The sequence below is a fragment of the Hymenobacter latericoloratus genome (assembly GCF_014199535.1).
Lineage (GTDB): Bacteria > Bacteroidota > Bacteroidia > Cytophagales > Hymenobacteraceae > Hymenobacter > Hymenobacter latericoloratus.
Map to the genome: position 1 here is coordinate 99,940 of NZ_JACHNV010000004.1, position 21,794 is coordinate 121,733.

At 58.0% G+C, this 21,794-nt stretch carries 18 protein-coding genes; 13 read left to right on the top strand and 5 right to left on the bottom strand.

Features of this window, described 5'->3' with window-relative positions:
• Positions 1-38 precede the first annotated feature (38 nt).
• The gene (gene porN, locus GGU46_RS14905) at positions 39-929 is read left to right on the top strand and encodes a type IX secretion system ring subunit PorN/GldN (protein ID WP_183404369.1); all 891 of its coding nucleotides are present in this window, start codon (positions 39-41) and stop codon (positions 927-929) included.
• Positions 930-1,003: 74 nt separating this feature from the next.
• Here the strand turns inward: porN and uvrC are convergent, their stop codons facing one another.
• The 3 genes from uvrC to porW all read right to left on the bottom strand — a co-directional run bounded on the left by uvrC (position 1,004) and on the right by porW (position 8,653).
• Positions 1,004-2,815, bottom strand: a complete 1,812-nt coding sequence (uvrC, locus tag GGU46_RS14910; RefSeq protein WP_183404370.1) for an excinuclease ABC subunit UvrC — start codon at positions 2,813-2,815, stop codon at positions 1,004-1,006.
• 221 nt (positions 2,816-3,036) lie between these two features.
• A complete protein-coding gene (locus GGU46_RS14915; RefSeq protein ID WP_394353400.1) occupies positions 3,037-5,292 on the bottom strand; it encodes a transglycosylase domain-containing protein in 2,256 nt (751 codons plus the stop codon).
• A gap of 169 nt (positions 5,293-5,461) precedes the next feature.
• On the bottom strand, positions 5,462-8,653 hold the full coding sequence (porW, locus tag GGU46_RS14920) for a type IX secretion system periplasmic lipoprotein PorW/SprE (RefSeq protein WP_183404372.1): 3,192 nt from the start codon (positions 8,651-8,653) through the stop codon (positions 5,462-5,464).
• A 204-nt stretch (positions 8,654-8,857) separates the two neighbouring features.
• Here porW and GGU46_RS14925 point away from each other — a divergent pair, with 204 nt between their 5' ends.
• The 8 genes from GGU46_RS14925 (at position 8,858) to atpG (ending at position 14,953) form a co-directional block, all read left to right on the top strand.
• Entirely contained in the window at positions 8,858-9,109 is a 252-nt protein-coding gene (locus GGU46_RS14925) for an AtpZ/AtpI family protein (RefSeq protein WP_183404373.1), read from the top strand.
• 122 nt (positions 9,110-9,231) lie between these two features.
• On the top strand, positions 9,232-9,639 hold the full coding sequence (locus tag GGU46_RS14930) for a hypothetical protein (RefSeq protein WP_139924798.1): 408 nt from the start codon (positions 9,232-9,234) through the stop codon (positions 9,637-9,639).
• A gap of 33 nt (positions 9,640-9,672) precedes the next feature.
• Positions 9,673-10,743, top strand: a complete 1,071-nt coding sequence (gene atpB / locus GGU46_RS14935; protein WP_183404374.1) for a F0F1 ATP synthase subunit A — start codon at positions 9,673-9,675, stop codon at positions 10,741-10,743.
• A 53-nt stretch (positions 10,744-10,796) separates the two neighbouring features.
• On the top strand, positions 10,797-11,054 hold the full coding sequence (gene atpE, locus GGU46_RS14940) for an ATP synthase F0 subunit C (RefSeq protein WP_044000749.1): 258 nt from the start codon (positions 10,797-10,799) through the stop codon (positions 11,052-11,054).
• 169 nt (positions 11,055-11,223) lie between these two features.
• Positions 11,224-11,718 (top strand): F0F1 ATP synthase subunit B, encoded by a 495-nt coding sequence (locus GGU46_RS14945; protein WP_183404375.1) that lies wholly within the window; start codon positions 11,224-11,226, stop codon positions 11,716-11,718.
• Positions 11,719-11,804: 86 nt separating this feature from the next.
• Complete coding sequence (gene atpH / locus GGU46_RS14950; protein WP_183404376.1) at positions 11,805-12,365, top strand: ATP synthase F1 subunit delta; 561 nt, start codon at positions 11,805-11,807, stop codon at positions 12,363-12,365.
• A gap of 6 nt (positions 12,366-12,371) precedes the next feature.
• The gene (atpA, locus tag GGU46_RS14955; RefSeq protein WP_183404377.1) at positions 12,372-13,955 is read left to right on the top strand and encodes a F0F1 ATP synthase subunit alpha; all 1,584 of its coding nucleotides are present in this window, start codon (positions 12,372-12,374) and stop codon (positions 13,953-13,955) included.
• Positions 13,956-14,062: 107 nt separating this feature from the next.
• Positions 14,063-14,953 carry an ATP synthase F1 subunit gamma gene (gene atpG / locus GGU46_RS14960; protein WP_183404378.1) on the top strand — a complete coding sequence of 297 codons (891 nt, stop codon included), beginning with the start codon at positions 14,063-14,065 and terminating at the stop codon, positions 14,951-14,953.
• A 74-nt stretch (positions 14,954-15,027) separates the two neighbouring features.
• Here atpG and GGU46_RS14965 read toward each other — a convergent pair whose 3' ends face one another.
• On the bottom strand, positions 15,028-15,756 hold the full coding sequence (locus GGU46_RS14965; RefSeq protein WP_183404379.1) for an HAD family hydrolase: 729 nt from the start codon (positions 15,754-15,756) through the stop codon (positions 15,028-15,030).
• A gap of 196 nt (positions 15,757-15,952) precedes the next feature.
• On the opposite strand from GGU46_RS14965, the gene pafA reads away from it, so the two are divergent.
• The 4 genes from pafA to GGU46_RS14985 all read left to right on the top strand — a co-directional run bounded on the left by pafA (position 15,953) and on the right by GGU46_RS14985 (position 20,214).
• The gene (pafA, locus tag GGU46_RS14970; protein WP_183404380.1) at positions 15,953-17,668 is read left to right on the top strand and encodes an alkaline phosphatase PafA; all 1,716 of its coding nucleotides are present in this window, start codon (positions 15,953-15,955) and stop codon (positions 17,666-17,668) included.
• A gap of 134 nt (positions 17,669-17,802) precedes the next feature.
• Entirely contained in the window at positions 17,803-18,384 is a 582-nt protein-coding gene (locus GGU46_RS14975; protein ID WP_183404381.1) for an inorganic diphosphatase, read from the top strand.
• Positions 18,385-18,540: 156 nt separating this feature from the next.
• Positions 18,541-19,224, top strand: a complete 684-nt coding sequence (locus GGU46_RS14980) for a DUF6766 family protein (protein WP_183404382.1) — start codon at positions 18,541-18,543, stop codon at positions 19,222-19,224.
• Positions 19,225-19,302: 78 nt separating this feature from the next.
• Positions 19,303-20,214, top strand: coding sequence for a UbiA prenyltransferase family protein (locus GGU46_RS14985; protein WP_183404383.1), 912 nt, complete (start codon positions 19,303-19,305; stop codon positions 20,212-20,214).
• A gap of 26 nt (positions 20,215-20,240) precedes the next feature.
• Here the strand turns inward: GGU46_RS14985 and GGU46_RS14990 are convergent, their stop codons facing one another.
• Complete coding sequence (locus GGU46_RS14990) at positions 20,241-21,764, bottom strand: NAD(P)H-hydrate dehydratase (RefSeq protein WP_183404384.1); 1,524 nt, start codon at positions 21,762-21,764, stop codon at positions 20,241-20,243.
• Positions 21,765-21,794: the final 30 nt, after the last annotated feature.

Genomic DNA, 21,794 nt, shown 5'->3' on the forward strand with positions numbered 1-21,794 from the left:
TTCTGAACTATCCGTCGCGCTTTTTTGATTATCACGGTATGAACAAATTCCTTTCCTTCGCCGCCCTGACGGCCGGCCTGACGCTGTCGGTGGCAGCCTCGGCTCAGGAACAAGCTACCACCGCGACCAGCAATGGCTCGTACCGGCCGATTCCGAATTCGGATATCATGTTTCGTAAGACCATCTGGCGTGCGGTTGATCTGCGTGAAAAGCAGAACAAACCCATGTTTTCGGAGGGTAAGGAAATCAGCCGCGTAATCCTGGATGCAGTAAAACGTGGTGAGTTGCAGGCTTATCGTAACGACTCTTTGACCACTACTCTCTCTTCAACAGAGGTAGTTTCGAACATGTCGTACGCTGAGGCTAACGCTGGTCTGAGCGATGAGGAAAAAGCTGCTGGTTTCTCGGATAGCGACCTAGGCGGTAGCGATGATGGCTGGGGGGCACCTGCTTCTAAGAAAGGCAAGGGCAAGGCTGCGGCGAAAGCTCCAGTTGCTCCGCCCAGCTACGAGTACCGCCCGAAGGACATCTATCAGATGGAAATCAAGGAAGATATGATCTTCGACAAGAAACGGTCGCGGATGTATCACGATATTAAGTGTATCGGCCTGCTGGTTCCTTCTACCCTGGCTTCCAACACCTCGGGAATTGAAAAGCCCATTGGCTATTTCAAGTATAGCGACCTGGTTCGCGTGTTCCGGGCTAATCCGGATAAAGCCATCTGGTTTAACCCGCAAAACGATGCTCAGCATAAAAACCTAGCGGATGCCTTCGAACTGTGGCTGTTCAACTCCTATATCGTGAAGGTTTCTAACCCCAACGATGCGCGTCTGGATGAAGTGTACGGTGGTCAGCAGCAAGGCATCCTTGCCTCGCAGCAAGCCGCTTCGGACCTGATTGAGTACGAATACAATCTGTGGAGCTTCTAAGCTGACAAGCGCATTTCGAATACAGCAAATAAAAAGCCCCGGCCAGTGGTCGGGGCTTTTTATTTGTCGATTATTTAAGCCGGGGTATCCTGTTGGCTGAAATAGTCGAGCAGAATACGGGTCTTGGCTTTTCCAACCTCGGCAATGAGTTCGGCTTCGGTCAGCTCTTTGATCTTTTTGACAGATTTAAATTTAGTCAGGAGTTTATCGGCCGTAACCGGACCCAGGCCTTTCACATCAGTTAATTCAGTTTTGAGGGTAGCCGCATCCCGGCGGCTCCGGTGGAACGTAATGCCGAAGCGGTGAGCCTCGTCGCGCATGCGTTGGATAAGGCGGAGCGTCTCGCTCTTTTTATCGATGTAAAGGGGTAGGGGGTCGTTGGGAACGTAGATTTCCTCCAGCCGCTTGGCAATACCGATAATGGGAATCTGCCCCCACAAATTGAGGTCTTTCAGGGCCTTTACGCCCATCCCTAACTGCCCTTTGCCCCCGTCCACAATAATGAGCTGGGGTAAGCTGGCGCCCTCGTCCAATAATCGGCGGTAACGACGCGTGACGATTTCGTACATCGAGTCGAAGTCGTTGGGGCCGACTACCGTTTTGATGTGGAAGTGACGGTAATCTTTTTTACTGGGCTTGGCGTTGCGGAAGCAGACCATAGCGGCCACCGGGTTGTCGCCCTGGAAGTTGGAGTTGTCGAAGCATTCGATGTGCTTGGGTAGCTCCGTCAGGCGCAGATCCTTCTTCATCGTTTCCATGATACGCACCTCATTCAGGTCCTTGCTCCGGTCGTTCATGCTTTCCTTTTCCTTACGCAGGTAAAGCACGTTTTTGATGCTGAGCTCAAGTAGTTTGCGCTTGTCGCCGATCTGGGGCTGAGTGATGCTAACGCCCGGAAGGGGTAGGGCGAGCACGGGTACATTGGTCAGAATTTCCTTGGAGTGGCTCTCAAACTCCTCCCGCATCTGCATGATCATGGGGGCCAGAATCTCATCGTCGGGCTCATCAAGCTTCTTCTGCACCTCCACCGACTGCGTCAGGATGATGCTGCCGTTCATCACCTTGAGGTAGTTGATAAAGGCTGATTTCTCATTGGAGGCAATGCTGAACACGTCGATGTTGGTGAGGTTGGCATTGACGATGGTGCTCTTGGCCTGAAACTCATCAAGCTTATCCAGCTTTTGCTTAAGCTGATGAGCCAGCTCGTACTGCTGCTCCTGGGCGGCCTGCATCATCTTCTCGCGGAAGTATTGTTTCGGCAGCCGCAGGTCGCCGTTCAGAATCTGTCGGATCTGCTGGATGTACTGCGAGTAGGTTTCTTCATCCTGCAGACCCTCACAAGGACCTTTGCAATTGCCCAAGTGGTACTCCAGGCACACCTTAAACTTGCCCGCTTCAACGTTCTGGGGCGAGAGATTATACGTGCAGGTGCGCAGCGGGTAAAGAGCCCGAATCAGCTCCAGCAGCAGGTTCATACCCGTTACGTTGGCGTAGGGGCCGTAGTAGTGGCCATCACCGGGGCGTTTGTTGCGGGTAGGAATAAGGCGCGGAAACCGTTCGTTGGTCAGCAGCAGGTAGGGGTAGGTCTTGCCATCCTTTAACAGGATGTTGTATTTGGGTTGATGCTGCTTAATCAGGTTATTTTCTAGCAGGAACGCATCCGATTCCGAATCAACAATGGTGAACTCAATGCGCCGGATGTTCTTGACCAGCTGCTGGGTTTTCTTGTTATGGTCCTGCTTGGTAAAGTAGCTGCTGACGCGCTTGCGGATATCCACCGCCTTGCCTACGTAAATAATAGTATCCTCATCTCCGAAGTACTTGTAGATACCAGGCCGGTGCGGGAGTTGGCGAATTTGTTCTTGCAGGTGTTCGGAAGCGGCCATAAAATCGCTGATTAGCGCTGATTAACGAGATGTTGCTGGTTGCCACAGATGGGAAGGGCACAGCCAGTGAGCTTGTCTTGCTGAGGTACGCAGCAGGTTTACGCAGAGGTTCGCTCTGGGAGTGGGTGTGCCATGTTCACAACAAAAAATGTGGCCAGGAGGTCCCAGCCACATTTCCAAAAATCGGTGAAATCACATCAGCTGGCGCTACTTAGTAGCGCTTAGATATCCTCTTCATTGAGGTCCTCCAGCTCCACCTGGTTCAGCTTCTGCTCGTAGGGAATTGTGTCGCGGGCACCAGCGCCGTTGTAGTAGCGGGAGCAGTCGATTTCCACGCCCAAGGGTTTGGTAGGCTTCGGGAAGGGACCGGTGTTGATGTCAATTGATTTATCGGCGTAGGTTTTACGCATAAACAGACCGTAAATAGGCAGGGCCAGCCGTGAGCCTTGCCCATAAGCGCCCGTCCGGAAGTGAATGCTCCGGTCCTCGCCTCCTACCCACATACCGCACACCAAGTCCGGGGTCAGGCCCATAAACCAGCCATCGGAGTAGTTGGACGTAGTGCCGGTTTTGGCGCCCATTTCGTAGGGAAACTTAAAGCCATTTTTCAGGATAATGCTGGTGCCGCCCTGCTCCTCGGTGGCTCCGCGCAGCATATGCGTCATCAGGTAAGCCGTTTCTTCGCTGAGGGCCTCGCGGGTTTGCGGCACAAACTCGCGCAGCACGTTGCCGTTCTTGTCCTCAATGCGCGTCACCATCATAGGAGCCGTCCAGATGCCCTTGTTCACGAAGGTGCTGTAGGCCCCGGCCAGCTCGTAAATGCTTACATCAGAGGAGCCGAACCCTACTGCTGGCACCGCTTCAATGGGTGAGGTAATGCCTAGCCGCTTGGCGTAGCTGACCACGGTTTCCGGCCCGAGCTTTTGTACCAGCCAGGCCGTAATAGAGTTCATGGAGCGGGCCAGAGCCTGGCGCAGGGTAAATACGCGGCCGGAGTAGCTGCCCTCGAAGTTTTTAGGAGTGTAGGCGGGCCGGCCACGCTCCGCGGGGAAAGTGGTGGCTACATCGGGCCGCTGATAGCACGGCGAGTAGCCTTGGTCGATGGCAGCTACGTACACGAAGGGCTTGAACGTGGAACCCGGCTGGCGCTTGCCCTGCTTGACGTGGTCGTACTTGATGTACTTGAAATTGATGCCCCCGACCCAGGCTTTCACCTGCCCGTTGAGCGGGTTCATGGCCATAAATCCGGAGTGCAGCAGCCGCTTGTAGTACGCCAGCGAGTCCATCGGCGACATCAGCACCTCTTTTTCGCCCCCATTCCAGGTAAACACCTTCATGCGGTATTTCTTGTTGAGGTGGTACTTGATGGAGTCCTTGTTGCCCTCGAACCGGTTCGTGAGTGACCTATACCGTTCCGTGCGCTGAATAGCCGTGGAAAGAAAGTTCGGAATTACACGGCCGTTTTCGTCGCGCCAGGGCTGCTGGCCTTTCCAGTGGGCATCAAACCACTTCTGCTGCAGCTTCATGTGCTCCGCTACGGCCGACTCGGCGTACTTCTGCATGCGCGAATCAATGGTGGTATAGATTTTTAGCCCGTCGGCGTACAGGTCGTGGTCGGTTTCCTTGGCCCACTGGCGCAGCATTTTGCTAACCTCAACCCGGAAGTAAGGGGCAATGCCTTCATTTTGGTTTTCAACATTGTAGCGCAGCACAATGGGCTTGAGCGTATCGGCTTGCAGGCTCTGGGCATCCAGGTAGCCGTATTTGTGCATCTGGCGGAGCACCCAGTTCCGGCGGGCGCGGGAACGGGCCGGGTTAAACTTAGGGCTGAACCGCGACGGAGCATTCAGTACCCCGACCAGGGTAGCCGCCTCGGGCCGGGTCAGCTGCTTCGGCGACTTGCTAAAGAACGTTTTGGCCGCCGTATTGATACCGAAGGCATTAGAGCCGTAGTCGTTGGTGTTCAGGTACATGCGCAAAATTTCGCGCTTGGTGTAGCTGCGTTCCAGCCGCACGGCCAAAATCCATTCTTTGGTTTTGGTAATCAGCATGCGCAGGCCCGGAATGTCGTTCAGCTTGCCGTCGTTCAGGTCATCACGCGTGCGGAACAACACCTTGGCCAGCTGCTGGGTAAGCGTAGAGCCCCCGCCCCCGCTACCCCCCGTCAGCAGACCAGCCGCCACCCGGCCCGTGGCCTTAGGGTCAATGCCCGAGTGTTCCTCAAAACGGGCGTCTTCGGTGGCAATCAGGGCATCTACCAGGTGTTGAGGCAAGTCTTCGTACTCGGCAGGGGTACGGTTTTCCCGGAAGTACTTGCCCATCAGTACCCCGTCAGCCGAGTAAATTTCAGAGGCCAGCTCACTGCGCGGGTTTTCGAGCGTCTTCAGGTTGGGCATGCGCCCAAACAGGTTTAGGAAATTAACGCTGACCGCCAGCACGTAGAGCGCCAGGCCCAGGGCGCCGGCGCCGAACAGCATCCATAGCAAACGGCTCCAGGCAGTGAAGCGCCCCGGCTGATTGGTTTTTCGAAAAGAAGACTTTGACTTCGTGGCAGATTGAGCCATTGCAAGAGAACGTACTAGAGCTGCTGGCTGATGCTCTACCCAACTACCAACGGGGTAGGGCATCAGCCAGCAGCTCAATCATTTATTTAGAGTAGCTCTGCTGATAGAAACGCTGATATTCCTCAGGGTTCTGGCTTTGCAGCAGGAGTGGCAAGTTATCAATACTGATGATGAGGGTTTGGTAACCCGCGCCCCGCAACTTGCTGAGCGGCGACTGAGGACCGCGCAGCTTAAGAGCATAGCTTTGGGCAATTTTGGCGGTGGGCAGCGGCTCAATAAGAACCAGCTCCTGCGTAGCCCCCAGCGCCTGCCGCCGCACCTGCAAGCTGCTGGACTTGAAGTAGCGCCCGTTATATGCCCCCAGTTGCGTGACAATGTCAGCCAGGGCTGGCGCATCCTGGGGCAGCAGCAAAACTACAGCGTGGGCCGCGTTTACGTTCACCTTGTATGGGGTAGCCGCCGGAGTACTTGGTACGGCAGCCGTGCTACTTGGGGCCGGAGCGGGGGTAGGAGGAGCGGATGTAGGAGCAGTAGGGTTGGGAGTAACCACCGGCGTGTTGCCCGTGGCAGTAGGGGGCGCCAGCGGCGGGTTAGCGGCTACCGGTTTGGGAGCGGCCACCACCTTTTTGCCCCGGGCCCGCGCCTGCGCGGCAGCCATGCGCGCTGCTTTGGCCTCATCTACCACCGGGGCAGGTACAGGAACGGGCGCTGACGGCGTAACGGCTACGGAAGCCGGCACCTCGGTTGGTGCAGACGTGAGCGGTATGCTGCCCGTAGCGGACTCCGGGCGGGCTGGTGCGGGTGTAGCGGCTGGTGCAGCGGAAGGAGTGGGGATAGTGGCCGTAGCTGCCGGCTTCGGAGGGGCCGGGGCGGCTGGTGACTCGTTTTCCCCGTAGAAAATACGCATGCGGTTTTCTACTTCTCCCGGCCGGAACATAGATACCACCGGCTTATCCGTAGAAGCCAGGGCCCCGGTAATCTGGCCATCTGCCTGCTGCTTGTAGGTGTTGAGCAGGGTAGCGGCCTGAGGTGCCAGCGGGCTTTCGGGGTAGTCCTGGTAGAACTTCTCTACTGCGGCTTTGGCCGTGAGCGGGGGCTGGGTCCGGATGGTAAGCAGCGTGTTGATAAACGCAATCCGGTCGTTGAGGTCATTTTCCGGGAACTGCTGGCGGGCCCGGGCCAGCACGGCCGCCGATTTCTTAAAATCCTGGTTTTTGTAGAAGGCAAAGGCAGAATCAACCAGCACGGCCACCTTGGCATTGGCTACGGAGGTGCGCCGCAGGTACTCCGGATCAGCTACCAGCTTCGCGTAGGAAGAGTTGGGGTAGCCTTGGCGTAGGCGCTGGGCGTAGCCTTCGGTCTTTTCGGCATTGCCCTGCTCTTTATGCAGCAGGTAAAGAATATACAGCGTTTCCGGGGCGTGCTGCCCTTGTGGGTAGCGCGTCAGCAGATTTTCATACGTCTCAATAGCCCGCGCCGGCTCCCGCAGCTGCTGGTTGTATATACCGCCCAAGGCGTACAGCGCCTCCTCAGTCTGGACGGCCGATTGTTGCCGTTGCGCCTCGCTCAGCGGAATGTTCTGGCGGTATTGCTCCACCAGTGCCCGAACCTGTTGCGCTGGGTCTGGGGCAGAAGCCGGTACCGCGCCCAGCCCTCCCGCTCCATTTACGGTAGTGCTGGCATTACCGGCAATGCTGACCGGTACGTTGCCTCCCCGGGCAGTAACCGGCGAGCTGCTGGCCTGGCTGACCGTGCGCCAGTTGTCCTGCAGCGGCCGGTCGCCCCAGCGCCGGATAAAATCGTTACGGGCTGTTCCCAGGGAGGTAGGGTTATCGAAGTACCATTTGATGCCGGTGTTGCCCACCAGAAAATCATCGGTATTTACCTCGGGCTGCAGATCCCGGCTTGTGCTGATGCCCGTTAGCTGCTGTCCTGCGCGCTGCTCTTGCCGCGCCTGCTGCGCTGCCAGCTGCTCGGCCGCCCGGCGCTGAGCTTCCAGCTCTGCCTGGGCGTAGGAGGTCAGGCGGGTGCGCAAGGTAGCCGAATCCAGCCGGGCCAGGGTCTGCAGGCTGTCCTGAGTTTCTATAATTGTTAGCTGCTGGGCAAAGTCCTTGAGCACGGCAGCCCGCTCCGAAATGGCAGCGTACTCGGGCGCCTCGCGCGGCAAGGCCTGCACCGTGCTGTCGTAATAGGCAGCCGCAAGCCGGTACTTCTGTAGGTTTTCGTAGTAGATGCGCCCGCTCAGCAAATAGACGTAGGACTTTTGCGTGCGGTTGGCGGAAGGCGTACGTGCTGACTTCTCCAGCAAGGCCAGCGCCGCCGGGTAGCGCTGCTGGCGATACTCCAGCCGCGCCATTTCGTAGTAAATCTTGTCGCGGTACTCTTTGTTGTTGGCGTTTTTCAGCAGCTTGGCGAAGTACTTGTCCAGCCGCGCCCGGTCGGTTTGGTTCAGGTCCGACACCTGCCCTAGCATGAGCTTGCTAAAGAAATCCAACTCGTAGGGCGGATTCTTTTTCAGAATCTGGTTGAGTTGAGCGTACGCCTTCTGGTCCTGGCCCTGGGCCTGGTAGAGCTGGGCCAGAATGTAGCGCGTCCGCGACTGTTCATTCTTCGGCTCAATGTAGGGAATGGCCTTCTCCAGGTTCTCAATGGCCCGGTCCTGTTCGCCGGTTAGCAGATAAAACTCGGCCCGGGTCAGGAACAGCTCCCGGGCGTTGGGCAGCGTGCCTTCTTCCTTGTCCAGGATATCCGATACGGCCGCCGCATTTTCCAGTTCCTTCGTGGCCAGGAAGGTGCGCATCAGCCAAATCAGGGCCTCGTGCCGGGCATTGGCGTCCTTGCTGGTGGTATTGACGTACTTAAACGTCTTGGCGGCGTCCTCATACTCCTTTTTGTAGTAGCGGGCCTTGCCTACCAAGATGTAGCTGTCGTCGGTCCAGTCGGAGCCCGGCCGGTGCTGGATGGGAAGAGAAGCCTTCTTGATAATGTCTTCCAGGTCGGCCGTAACCCGGCCAACCGTAGCGTCATCCAAAGTAGGAAATAGGGGTAGGACGCGGTTGTAGTCGTTGAGGCGGGCCTTATATAACGTGGCCTCCGTGGCCTTCATTTTCTCGCGGGCCAGGAAATAAGCATTGTCGCGGGCCACCACGTTATCGTAGGCATGTCCTACTAAGGATGGCCGCTCGGAGGCACAGCCAGCCACCACAGCCGCCAGCAGAAGAGCGGCGGCCGGAACAGATAGGTTGCGCAGAAACAGGGAAGTTGTCGTCGTCAAAGCAGCGGAAAGCTGAGGGCGGAAAGTGCGGACAGAAAACACGGGCGCCAGCCTAATTCGTTCGGCCGGCCGTGCTTCCCTCAACGTAGCAAGCAGAGTAAAAGTACAGGTTTCCGCCCGGACCCGCCATGCCTGCTACTGGCCGGCTCAACTCCTAACGCTGTGCCGCGTAGCTTTGTGTTCCTACCCCCATCTGCCGCCCGTATGTCTGCTTCTTTCCCTCCCTCAGAGCCGCGCCCTGATTCTGAAGGCAACTCTGACCGGATGCGCGCCGTGGCCCGCTACTCCGGTATTGCCGCCCAAATGATAGCTACCATCGGCCTGAGCACCTGGGCCGGCTATTGGCTCGATAAGCACTTTCAAACCAAAACGCCCTGGTTTACCCTAAGCCTGATGCTGCTGGGCCTGTTTGCGGCCCTATATAATGTAATCCGCTCCGTCACGAAAGAGCACTAAAGAGCGGCTACTGCATAGCCGGCTTCAGCCTGAGCGACCAGACCGCAGATCAAGCTCTTCTTCGCTGAAAGTCCCGCATTTGCCCGTCACATCAGCCATACGCATCCTACCCTTCACTTGCCTTGAAACCCTTTCTCCGTCCCTATCTGCTCTTCTGCCTGCTACTCGGGTTTGCGCTCTATGCTCTCTACTCCCAGTTCGGCCCGCGCATTGTGCATCCGTTTACGGTGTACACCTTCAGCTTTTTTGCCCTGCTCACCTTGCTGACCTATTGGATTACGGCAAAGCTGGTGCAAGCCAACGCACAAAACTTTATGGTCGCGTATTTCGGGAGTATGGTTGCACGCCTGCTTTTGTCGCTTACGCTGGTGCTGGTGTACCTTTTTGCCGGCGGAGGCCGGGAAGGCAACGGGCAGTGGGCGTTTTTAGGCAGCTTCTTCCTGTTGTATTTTCTCTTTACCGGGTTTGAAGTCTGGAGCGTTCTGACTAACTTGCGCCCGTTTTCAAAACCGGGTGAAACCACAAAATGAAGATTTTGTGAAAATGTCCCTAACCCCCTCTGAATGAAGCGCTTACTTTTAGCTCTCTTGTGCCTGTTCTCGTTCTCGGTGTACGCCAACGAACCGACCTCTACGCAGGAGGAAGCCACGGATAAGGAGGCCTTCAGCCCAGGCGAGATGATTCTGCATCACATTGGCGATGCGCATGAGTGGCATTTCGCTACCCTGGGCGATGAAGAGCATGGCACGCACCTGACCCTTCCGCTTCCGGTTATTGCCTTCCGGCCCGGTAAAGGCCTAAGCGTATTCTCTTCCTCACAGCTGGCCGAGGGCAAAACCTACGACGGCCTGAAGCTGGAGCATGAACACCTGGTGTCAGAGGATGGCAGCAAGGTATACGACTTCTCAATTACCAAGAACGTAGCCTCCCTGATGCTGAGCGCAGCCTTGCTGCTGCTCGTGTTTACCTCCGTGGCGCGGGGCTATGCCAAGCGCGGTTCGGGAGCTCCCAAAGGTATCCAATCCTTCTTCGAGCCTATTATTGTCTTTGTTCGCGACGAGGTAGCCAAGAAGTCTATCGGCCCGAAGTATGAGCGCTACATGCCTTACCTGCTGACGGTGTTCTTCTTTATCTGGTTCAATAACCTGCTGGGTCTGGTACCCGGCGGCGCTAACCTTACCGGCAACATTGCCGTGACGCTGACCTTGGCTGTGCTGACCCTGCTCATCACCCTGTTCAGCTCCAACAAGAACTACTGGCACCACATCTTCGCTACCCCCGGCGTACCGAAGGCCCTGCTGCCCATCATGATTCCGGTAGAAATCATCGGCATCTTTGTAAAGCCCTTCTCCCTGATGGTGCGTTTGTTTGCCAACATCACGGCCGGCCACATTGTAATTCTGAGCTTTATCTCGCTCATCTTCATCTTCCGCAACATTGGTGTAGCCCCCGTAACGCTGGCTTTCGGTCTGTTCATTAACATGCTCGAATTGCTGGTAGCTATTCTGCAGGCCTACATCTTCACCCTGCTGACGGCCATGTACATCGGTGGCGCGGTAGAGGAACACCACGATGCGGATTACCAGATGGGTGGTGGCAATGGCGCCGATGAGGCCCACGCCCACGCTCACTAAGCTTTTACCACCCCTGATTTTTTTGTTTTTCACTCCCCACAAACCATTTTTTTATGCTTCTTTCTCTGTTGTTGCAGATTGCTAACGCCGCTGGTCTGGCTGTATTTGGTGCCGCTATCGGTGCTGGTCTGGTTGCTCTGGGCGCTGGTCTGGGTATCGGCCGCATCGGTGGTCAGGCTATGGAAGCCATCGGCCGTCAGCCGGAAGCTTCGGGCAAGATCCAAACGGCTATGCTGATCGTGGCCGCTCTGATCGAAGGTCTGGCTCTGTTCGCAGTAGTAGTCTGCCTGCTGATTTCGTTCAAACTCTAGGGATAGAGGTAGTACAGGAGCAGCCCGCTGCGCGCGTCGCTTCAGCGCACGGCGTAGCGGGCTGTCTTGGCTTTTCTGGTGCCAGTCAGTAGGCGCGTAACAGGCGGGACTTCCGTCTTTCCTGCCTCGGTTATCAGATTCTCTTATTTCCTACCTACTAGTTTCTACGATGCAAATTGTAACGCCCGAATTAGGCCTGATTTTCTGGCAGCTGGTGATTTTCGGCATCGTGCTGCTGCTGTTGCGTGCCTTTGCCTGGAAGCCCATCCTGAGCTCCCTGAAGGAGCGGGAAAGCTCCATCGAAGGTGCCCTGCGCATGGCCGACCAAGCCAAGCTGGAAATGCAACAGCTGAAAGCCGGCAACGAAAAGCTGCTGGCCGATGCCCGCATGGAGCGCGACCGGATTCTGAAGGAAGCCACCGACGTTTCCAACCAGCTGATTGAGCAAGCCAAAACCAAGGCTACCGAAGAAGGCAGCCGTATGATTCTGCAAGCTCGCGAAGCCATTCAGAACGAGAAAAACGCGGCGCTGGCGGAGGTAAAAAACACTGCTGCCAAGCTCTCCATTGACATTGCCGAGCGCATCCTGCGCCGGGAGCTGGCCGACCAGCCCGCCCAGCAGCAACTCGTGGACTCGTATCTGCAAGAAGTGAAATTGAATTAGTAGTAGGTAGTAAGTAGTAGGTATTAGGACGCCGCAAACCGAGTGTCACTCCTGCTACCAACTACCAGCTACCTAATACCAAACCAATGTCTGAACTACGAGTTGCCTCCCGCTACGCGAAGTCGTTGCTGGATCTGGCCGAGGAGCGTGGGACGCTGGAGCAGGTAAAGCAGGACATGGACTTGTTCACGAAAGTGCTGGACGAGAACCGTGAGCTGCGCCTATTGCTGCGCAACCCCATTGTGAAGCACGATAAGAAGCTTGCCATCCTGAACGCCGTGTTCTCGGGCAAAGTATCGGAGCTGACCAGCAAGTTCTTTACCATCATCACGCAGAAAAACCGCGAAAGCGCCCTGGAGTTTATTGGCAGCGAGTTTCAGCGCCAGTACAATCAGCTGCGCGGTGTGCAGCTGGCGGAAGTAACTACGGCTACTCCGCTGGATGCTCCTACCCGTCTGCAGGTCGTTCAACTGGTTCGCCAGCAAACCGGCCAGCAGCAGGTAACCCTCACCGAAAAGATAGATCCTTCGCTGATCGGCGGCTTCGTGCTGCGCATCGGCGACCGGCTCATCGACGACTCGGTTAGCTACCGGTTGCGCAAGCTGCGCACCGAATTCTCGAAGAACCCCTACCAATCCCAACTATAACCCACCATGGCAGAAGTACGTCCGGATGAAGTATCCGCCATTCTGCGGGAGCAGCTGTCCAACTTCAAAACCGAAGCCGAACTCGAAGAGGTTGGTACGGTTCTGCAGGTTGGCGACGGTGTAGCCCGCATCTACGGCCTGGGCAAAGCCCAGTCGGGGGAATTGCTCGAATTTGAAAATGGCCTGCAGGCCCTCGTGCTGAACCTGGAAGAAGACAACGTAGGTGCCGTAATGCTCGGCGACTACTCTGAAATCCGGGAAGGCGCTACGGTACGTCGTACCAATAAAATTGCTTCGATTCAGGTTGGTGACGGCATCATCGGCCGCGTGGTAAACACGCTGGGCCAGCCCATCGACGGCCGGGGCCCCATTCAGGGTGCTACCTACGATATGCCCCTGGAGCGTAAGGCTCCCGGTGTAATCTATCGCCAGCCGGTAAACGAGCCCATGCAAACAGGTATCAAGGCAATTGACGCCATGATTCCGATTGGCCGGGGCCAGCGCGAGCTGATCATCGGCGACCGTCAGACGGGTAAGTCAACGGTAGCCCTTGACGCCATCCTGAACCAGCGCGAATTCTATGAGCGCGGCGAGCCGGTTTTCTGCATCTACGTAGCCGTAGGCCAGAAAGCTTCGACCGTAGCCCAGGTAGTAAACGCCCTGACCAAAGGCGGGGCCATGGACTACACGGTAGTGGTGTCGGCTTCGGCTTCGGACCCCGCTCCCATGCAGTTCTTTGCTCCCTTCACGGGTGCTGCCATCGGCGAGTTCTTCCGTGACACGGGCCGTCCGGCTCTGGTGGTGTACGATGACTTGTCGAAGCAGGCCGTGGCTTACCGCGAAGTGTCGCTGCTGCTGCGTCGTCCTCCCGGACGTGAGGCGTATCCCGGTGACGTATTCTACCTGCACAGCCGCCTGCTGGAGCGCGCCGCGAAGATTAACGCTTCCGACGCCATTGCGCAGGACATGAACGACCTGCCCGAGAGCATTAAGCCGCTCGTGAAAGGTGGTGGTTCGCTGACGGCTCTGCCCATCATCGAAACGCAGGCGGGTGACGTTTCGGCCTACATCCCGACCAACGTAATTTCGATTACGGACGGCCAGATCTTCCTCGAAACCAACCTCTTCAACTCGGGTGTGCGCCCGGCCATTAACGTAGGTATCTCGGTATCGCGCGTGGGTGGTAACGCGCAGATCAAGTCGATGAAGAAGGTAGCTGGTACGCTGAAGCTCGACCAGGCGCAGTTCCGCGAGCTGGAAGCCTTCGCCAAGTTCGGCTCGGACCTCGATGCCTCGACCAAGCTCACGATTGAGCGTGGCCGTCGTAACCTCGAAATCCTGAAGCAGCCCCAGTTTTCGCCCCAGAAGGTAGAAGATCAGGTAGCCATCATCTACGCCGCTACCAACGGTCTGCTCGACTTGGTACCCGTAAACCGGGTGCGGGAGTTCGAGAAGGAGTTTACTCAGGTGATGAACACCCGTCACCCCGAGGTGCTGAAAGGCCTGAAGGCTGGTAAGCTCGACGACGAAACCACCGGCGCTATCCGCCAGGTGGCCAAGGATCTGTCGGCCGCTTACGCAGCTAAGTAATTAATAATTAAGAATTAGTAATTAAGAATTGGGAGTTGCTGTAGTGGACATCATCGTCTGAGCAGCAATTCCTGATTCTTAATTATTAATTACTAATTGACACACGAATGGCTAGCTTAAAAGAAGTTCGGAGCCGCATTACGTCGGTGCAGAGCACGCAGCAAATCACCAAAGCCATGAAAATGGTGGCGGCGGCTAAGCTGCGTCGGGCCCAGGACAATATCCTGCGCATGCGACCCTATGCCCAGCGGCTCAACAGCATTCTGGGTAACCTAACCGCCCTGGCTGGGGAAGAGGTGGTAAGTGAATACAGTGTGGTGCGCGACGTGCGCCGCGTGTTGATCATTGCTATTACTTCCGACCGTGGCTTGGCTGGTGCCTTCAACAGCAACATCTTCAAAGGCGTGAATGCTGTATTGCAAGAGCGCTACGCTACCCAGGCAGCCGCTGGCAACGTCACGGTACTGGCCATCGGCCGAAAGGCGCACGAGTATTTTGGCAAACGCCTGCCGCTGCTGGGCAACTACCAGCACGTGTTTGGCAAACTGTCTTTTGACACCGTGCGTGAGGCAGCTGAGCAGGCCATGGATGGCTTCCGGGCTGGTCAGTACGATGAAGTGGTGATGGTGTACAACGAGTTCAAGAACGTAGCCACCCAGATTGTGCGCACCGAGCAGCTGCTGCCCCTGGTGCCCGCCGAGCAGCCCGTAGGTGCCTCGGCGCTGGCCAACGCGGACTACATCTTCGAGCCTTCGAAAGAAGAAATCGTGCGTACCCTGATTCCGCAGTCGTTGAAAGTGCAGCTCTACAAGGCGGTGCTGGAAAGCAATGCCTCGGAGCACGGTGCCCGCATGACGGCCATGGACAAGGCCACGGACAACGCCGGTGAGCTGCTGAAGCAGCTGAAACTGACGTACAACCGGACGCGTCAGGCTGCCATTACCACCGAGATTCTCGAAATCGTGGGTGGTGCTGAAGCCCTGGCGGCCGGCCGATAAGCCTACCCCATCAAAGTGAGAAAAGGCCCGCCTTCTTTCGAAGGCGGGCCTTTTTATATGGCATAAGTTCGGGCCTACCGTTTCATGTACTGCCGTCGCGCCAGTTCCTTGCTTGGCTTGGGGGTAGTAGGCTGCTGCTCCAGTAGCTCCAGAATCTGTGCGGGCGTGATTTCCGTGAAATCCCGAATAATCCGCAGCGGAGCCTGAAACTGCTCGGGTTTGAGGGTAGTGGTAAGCGCGATACAGCGCATGTTGGCTTTATAGGCTGCCTGTTCGCCTAGAATAGCATCTTCGAACACCACGCACCGCTCCGGCGGCACACCCAGTTGCCGGGCCGTGGTGGTGTACGTGTCGGCGTGGGGCTTGCCGCGCTCCACGTCGTCGGCGCCCACCACCACATCGAAATAGCGGCGCAGGTCCAGATGGTCAATGATATAGCCGATGGTATCGGCGGCGGAGCCGGTGCCGAGGCCCATTTTGAAGCCCGCCGCCCGGGCTTCCTGCAAGAAATGGCTGAGGCCAGCTATTTCTTTGCGCTTATCCCAATACAGCACCCGGTAAAGAAACTCCCGCTGATCGGCATACTGCTTAAGCTTCTTTTCGGAGACGGAATTGGTGAAAACAGTCTGCAGAATTTTGGAGGCCGGCATACCGTTGAGCCGGGCCAGCAGGCGGCGAGCATTGGTGGTCAGGCCCAGGTCGCGAAACAGGAGCTGGAAGGCGCGGGCCTGCACGGGCGTATTATCGATGAGGACGCCATCCATATCAAAAATGAGGGCGTAGGGCTGGGAGGTAGCAGGCATAACGAGGGGGTAGGGAAGGGAACGGGAAATAGTCAACTACCGGCCAGTAAAGTGTGCTCGGTGCGTTGCCCACCTATGCTTACGGTCCTTGCACTGTTTTGACTGTGGACGAGCTGATTCCCAGTCCGAGCGGGTTATCTTTGCGCCCGCCGAAGCTGGCATTGCCCGCCGGGGAGCGTCACCACATCTTGTTGTTTTGAAGAAAAAGAGCTTAAGCCTGTTGCTGGCCGTCACGCTGGCCGTGCCCGTCTTCGCCCAGAAAGCTGGGAAACCCCTCAACCGGCCCAAGCTGGTAGTCGGGATTGTGGTGGACCAGATGCGCTATGATTATCTGTACCGCTACTGGAATAAGTACGGTTCCGGTGGATTCCGCCGGTTGCTGGGCGAAGGCTTCAGCTACGAGAATGCCCATTACAATTACGTGCCTACCTACACCGGGCCAGGCCACGCCAGTATTTACACCGGCACTACTCCTTCGGTACACGGCATTATAGGCAACAACTGGCTGGTGCGCGAGGAAGGCAAGGGCACCTACGTGACCGAAGACAAAACCGTGCAGCCGGTCGGCGGCTCGGCCGCGGCCGGGCAACAGTCGCCGCGCCACATGCTGACTACCACCATTACCGACGAGCTGCGCCTAGCCACCAACTTCCAGAGCAAAGTGATAGGGGTGTGCATCAAAGACCGGGGCTCGGTTCTGCCGGCCGGGCACGCGGCCAACGCGGCCTATTGGTACGATGGCGACAACGGGGCCTTCATTACCAGCACCTTCTATACCCAACAGCTGCCGGAGTGGGTAACGAAGTTCAATGCCGAAAATCGGGCCGCCAAGTACCTTGATCAGGCCTGGAATACGTTGCTGCCCATTGCGCAGTACACCGAAAGCTCGCCCGACGATGTGCCCTGGGAAGGTGCGTTTAAGGGCGAAGCCAAGCCCGTATTCCCGCACGACCTGCCGGCCCTGAGCGCGGCGCCTACCCCCGCCGTGAAAGGCAACCTGCAGGCCGCAGGTGAAAAGGCTCCGCGGGGCACACTTCGCAACCTGGACCTGATCCGCTCTACTCCATTTGGTAATTCCCTGACCCTGGATTTTGCGCTGGAAGCCATGCGGGCCGAGCAACTGGGCCAGCGCGGGCAAACCGATTTCCTGGCCCTGAGCTTCAGCAGCACCGACTACGTAGGCCACCAGTTCGGGCCGAACTCCATTGAGGCCGAAGATACCTACCTGCGCCTGGATCAGGAGCTGGCGCGCCTGTTTGCCTACCTCGATAAAACGGTGGGCAAGAAGCAGGCCCTGGTGTTTCTGAGTGCCGACCACGGCGCCGCTCACTCGCCCAATTTCCTGATCGACAAGAAGATTCCGGCGGGCTCCGTCGGCCCGGGCCGCATGCGCGACTCGCTGCAGCAGAAGCTGGTAGGCCTCTACGGCCCTGGCAAATGGGTGCTCAGCTACGAAAACCAGCAGGTGTACCTGAACCGCCCGCTGCTAACCGAGAAAAAGCTGGACCTCTACCAGGTGCAGCGCGAAGTGGCCGGTATCATGCTGGGCTTCACGGGCGTTACCCGCGCTTTGGCTGCCGAGGACGTGCAGAAGTCGCACTGGGAAAGCGGGATGCTGATGTACCTGGAAAACGGCTACTATCCTAAGCGCTCCGGCGACGTGCTGGTGGTGCTGGAACCGGGCTGGCTGGAGTCGTACCAGTTCCCCGTCAACAAGGGCACAACCCACGGCTCCTCGGGCCGCTACGATACGCACGTTCCGATGGTGTTCTGGGGCTGGGGCGTAAAGCACGGCAAGTCATCAGCTCCGGCAAAGATTACCGATATTGCGCCCACCGTGGCCCGGTGGCTTCATATTCAGGAACCCGATGGTTGCACCGGGCAGCCCCTGGCGGAAGTGCTGGGCTGGTAACGGTGTTGTTCGTTTTTCGTTAGTCGTTTTCGTTGCTGGCTCAGAGAAGTTAGGCAGGCCGGAAGCGAAATGCGAAATGCGGGCAAGCAGAACTAGTTAACAAAAACGACCAACGAATAACGAACAACCAACGAATGGCTCATTTTAACCCCTGGCACGACGTAGCGCGTGGCGAAGACGCTCCTCAAGTTATCAACGGCATCATCGAAATTCCGAAAGGCTCGAAGGGTAAGTACGAGCTGGACAAAGACAGCGGCCTGCTGAAACTGGACCGCGTGCTGTTCTCGGCCGTGCACTACCCGGCCGCTTACGGTTTCATTCCGCAGACCTACTGCGACGACAAGGACCCGCTGGATATTCTGGTGCTGTGCTCCGTGGACATCGTGCCCATGTGCTTGGTGGAAGCCAAGGTAATTGGCGTGATGCAGATGATTGACCAGGACGAGGAGGACGATAAAATCATTGCCGTGGCCGCCAACGACGTATCGGTGAACCACTACAACGATATTGCAGACCTGCCCCCGCATACCCTGCTGGAAATGCAGCGCTTCTTTGAGGATTACAAAGCCTTGGAGCACAAACAGGTAACTGTGGAGCGTTTCATGGGCCGCGAAGACGCTTACCGCATCATCGAGGAAAGCATCAAGCTCTATAATGAAACCTTCCCGAAAGGCAACCCCCAAGATGCCGTAGACGTACAAGAAGCCCTGAGCTAACCCTACTACCGCTACACATCCACACCACAGCAGCCCCCGGCCGCCCTTTTGGCGCCGGGGGCTGCTGCGTTCTATGGCTCGCCCGGCGGGGGTAGGGGCCGGGCGGAAGCTCAAGCGTAGCATCTTTTTCCGGGTTACTCTGCGTATGAGGATCCTATGCCAAACCACCCGCCAAAATCCAAGTTCCTACGATTTCTCTACGAAAACAGCCTGCTGCTGGTGGGCTCCTCGCTGGTGCTGGCTACCCTGGTTGGGCAGTTTTTCACGGGCTGGCACGACTACAACTCCGACCTGGAGGAAATGGGCCTCCTACCCCTGACGGCCGGGCAGTACGTTGGCTCGGGCCATTTTCTGGAAGCCACCTTCGAGAACTGGGAAAGTGAGTTTCTGCAGATGGGCCTGTACGTGGTCCTGACCATCTGGCTGCGGCAGCGAGGCTCCTCGGAGTCGAAAAAGCTTTACGAGGAAGAAGATGTTGACAAGGAGCCGGACCCTGCCAAGCCGGATGCTCCCGGCCCGGTGAAACGGGGCGGCTGGCAACTAGCCCTCTACCGCCGCTCGCTGAGTCTGGCGTTTTTCCTGTTGTTTTTCGGGTCGGTGTGGCTGCACGCTAAAGGCGGGGCCGAGGTGTACAGCCTGGAGCAGGTGCAGCAGGGCAAACCCGCCGTAACCCTGCTGGAGTATCTGACCACAAGCCGCTTCTGGTTTGAGTCGTTGCAGAACTGGCAAAGCGAGTTTCTGTCGATAGTCTCCCTGGTGGGCCTGTCCATCTTTCTGCGTCAGCACGGCTCCCCTGAGTCGAAGCCGGTGGATACCGCGCACAGCGAAACCGGTCGGTAGGCATGCTGTATCTTGGGCCTGCCAAGGGCGGCCAGTGCCCTTGCAGCATCTGAGGGGTTCCGTATGCCGTCACGCCGTTTGTTGCCAACCGTTGCCCGCGGGCTGGGTGCCGCTGCCCGGCACCTGACGGATGCCGTGCTCTACAGCAGCATCTGGCTGTCGGTGGCGGCTCTGGGCCTGATGTGGACTACATTTCTGTTTTGGCGGGTACACATTCCGCCGCAGCTGGGCGGCCTGATTTTTTCCGCCACCCTGTTTTTATATAACCTCGACAGTGTGCTGCCTTACAAGCAGGGCCAGCAACCCGGGCTCTCCCAACGGAAACAATGGATGCGCCAGCACCGGCGCCTGCTGGTAGGCGTCGCGCTGGTGGCGGGCATTGTTGCCGGCGTATTGTTTCTGCTGGATGCCCGGTTGCATCTCACCCTGTTTCTAGGGCACCTGGGGGCTATATCGGTGCTTTATTCTATGCCGCTGGTCAGGCGGGGCGGCCGCTGGTGGGCCCTGCGCGACTTGCCCCTGCTAAAGGTATTCCTGATTGGCTACGTTTGGGCGGCCGTAACCGTCTGGATTCCGGCCTTGTACCTGGGGCGAGGGGTAGGGGAGCCGGTCGTGCTGGTGCTGTTTCTGCGCCGCTTTTTGTTTGTTCTGGCCCTGGCTTTCGTCTTCGACATCCGGGACTACACCAAAGACCGCCTGACCGGAACCCGCACATTTCCGGGCGTATTCGGGATTCAGACCACCAAATATGTGGCCCTGGGCGCGCTATTGGTGGCGGCGGGGCTGGTGCCGCCCGGTGCCCCGGCCGGCCACGAAGCTGCCTTACGCCTGCCCCTGCTGGTAGCGGCCTTGGTTGTCTGGTTTGCCGAAGAATCGAGGCCCGACTACTACTTTGCTCTGCTCACCGATGGCGTGCTGCTGGTGCAGTTTCTGGCCGTGTGGTGGGCCACCAACGGCCAGACCGTAAGCACGGAAGCCGTGTTTCGGTGAGAGTGAACCAGGCGCCCTTCAGCTGTTCATAGCAGGGGAGTGGAAGCCGTAAGCTCCTGCAAAGCCCGGCCAATAAAGTCTGCTAAGTCGCCGGCCACGAGGCCCGCCTGCCCGGTTTCCCGGGCGGCCAGGTCGCCGGCGCGGCCGTGCGCATAGAGGCCCAGCAGGGCTGCATCGAGGGGCGAAAGACGCTTGTCAGCCCGCAAAGCCAGCAGTACGCCCGTTAGCACATCGCCACTACCGCCAGTGGCCATGCCCGGGTTGCCGGTGCTGTTGAAGTAGAGCGTTCCATCGGGGGTAGCCAAGGCCGTGTACGCACCTTTCAGCACGCAGTAGCAGCGGTATTGTTGGGCAAATGCGCGCAACTGCTCCAGCCGGTGGTAATCGTCGCGGGCGGGCTGGCCTACCAGCCGCTCAAACTCCTTGGGGTGCGGGGTTAGCAGCGAATCGGGGGGTAACAGACCGAGCAGGTCCGGGTTGGTCCCCAGCAGGTTCAGCGCGTCGGCATCCAGCACCAGCGGCACGGTGGCCTTGCGCAGCAGCTGGCGCAGCACTTCCCGCGTGGCGTCTTCCTGGCCCAGCCCCGGCCCGATACCCACGGCCGCGTAGGGCTTCAGGTCGGGCAGTTCGGTTACAAAGTCCGTGGCCGGGTCCGTCAGGGCCATGGCTTCGGGTACTGCTGTCTGCACAATACCGTAGCCCACGGCCGGCACCCCAACCGTCAGCAGGCCGACTCCGGCGCGCAGGCAGGCTTTCGAGGCCAGTACTGCGGCGCCTATCTTGCCGCGGCTGCCGGCTAGCAGCAGCGCGTGCCCAAAGGTACCTTTGTGGCTGAACTTGCTCCGGGCGGGCAGGCGGCCGGCGAGGAAATCTGCATCCACGAAAAAGTTATCCACAGGCAAATTGTGGATAAAGGTTGGGTCGAGGCCAATGGGTAGGACCAGCCATTCGCCTACCCAGCCAGCATTCTGGGGAAGCAAAAAGGCCAGTTTGGGCAACTCAAAGCTAACGGTGTAGCGCGCCCTGGTAACAGCACTGTCGGGAGGCTGCGGGGAGTTGGCAAACAAGCCGGACGGAATATCCACCGCCACCACGCAGGCGCCGGAGCTGTTCAGGTGCTGCACCACATCGGCGGCGGTGCCGGACAGAGGCCGGCTCAAACCTGTACCAAATAGTGCATCCAGCACCAACGCATTGGGCGCAAGCGTGGGCAGCCGTTTCGGGTTCAGCGCCTGGCAAACCAGCTCCGGGGGCAGGCGCTGGCGGTTCAGCTGAAAATCAGCGGAATATTTGCTGGCCGGCAGCAGCCACACCCGGGCCCGAAAACCCTCCTGGTACAGCCGCCGGGCAATGGCCAGCCCGTCGCCGCCATTGTTGCCGGGGCCGCAGAAGATGTGCAGCGGGCGGGCCGGATCGGCGGCGAGGCGAGCCAGCAGCCACTCGCAAAAAGCGGCGGCGGCTCGTTCCATGAGCTCGTCGGAGCGAATGCCCTGGGCCTGCATAGTGGCCTGATCGGCTTGGGAGGTCTGGGCGGCAGTCAGGATTTTCATAGCTTGCCTATACTTGCGATGCGGTTAACC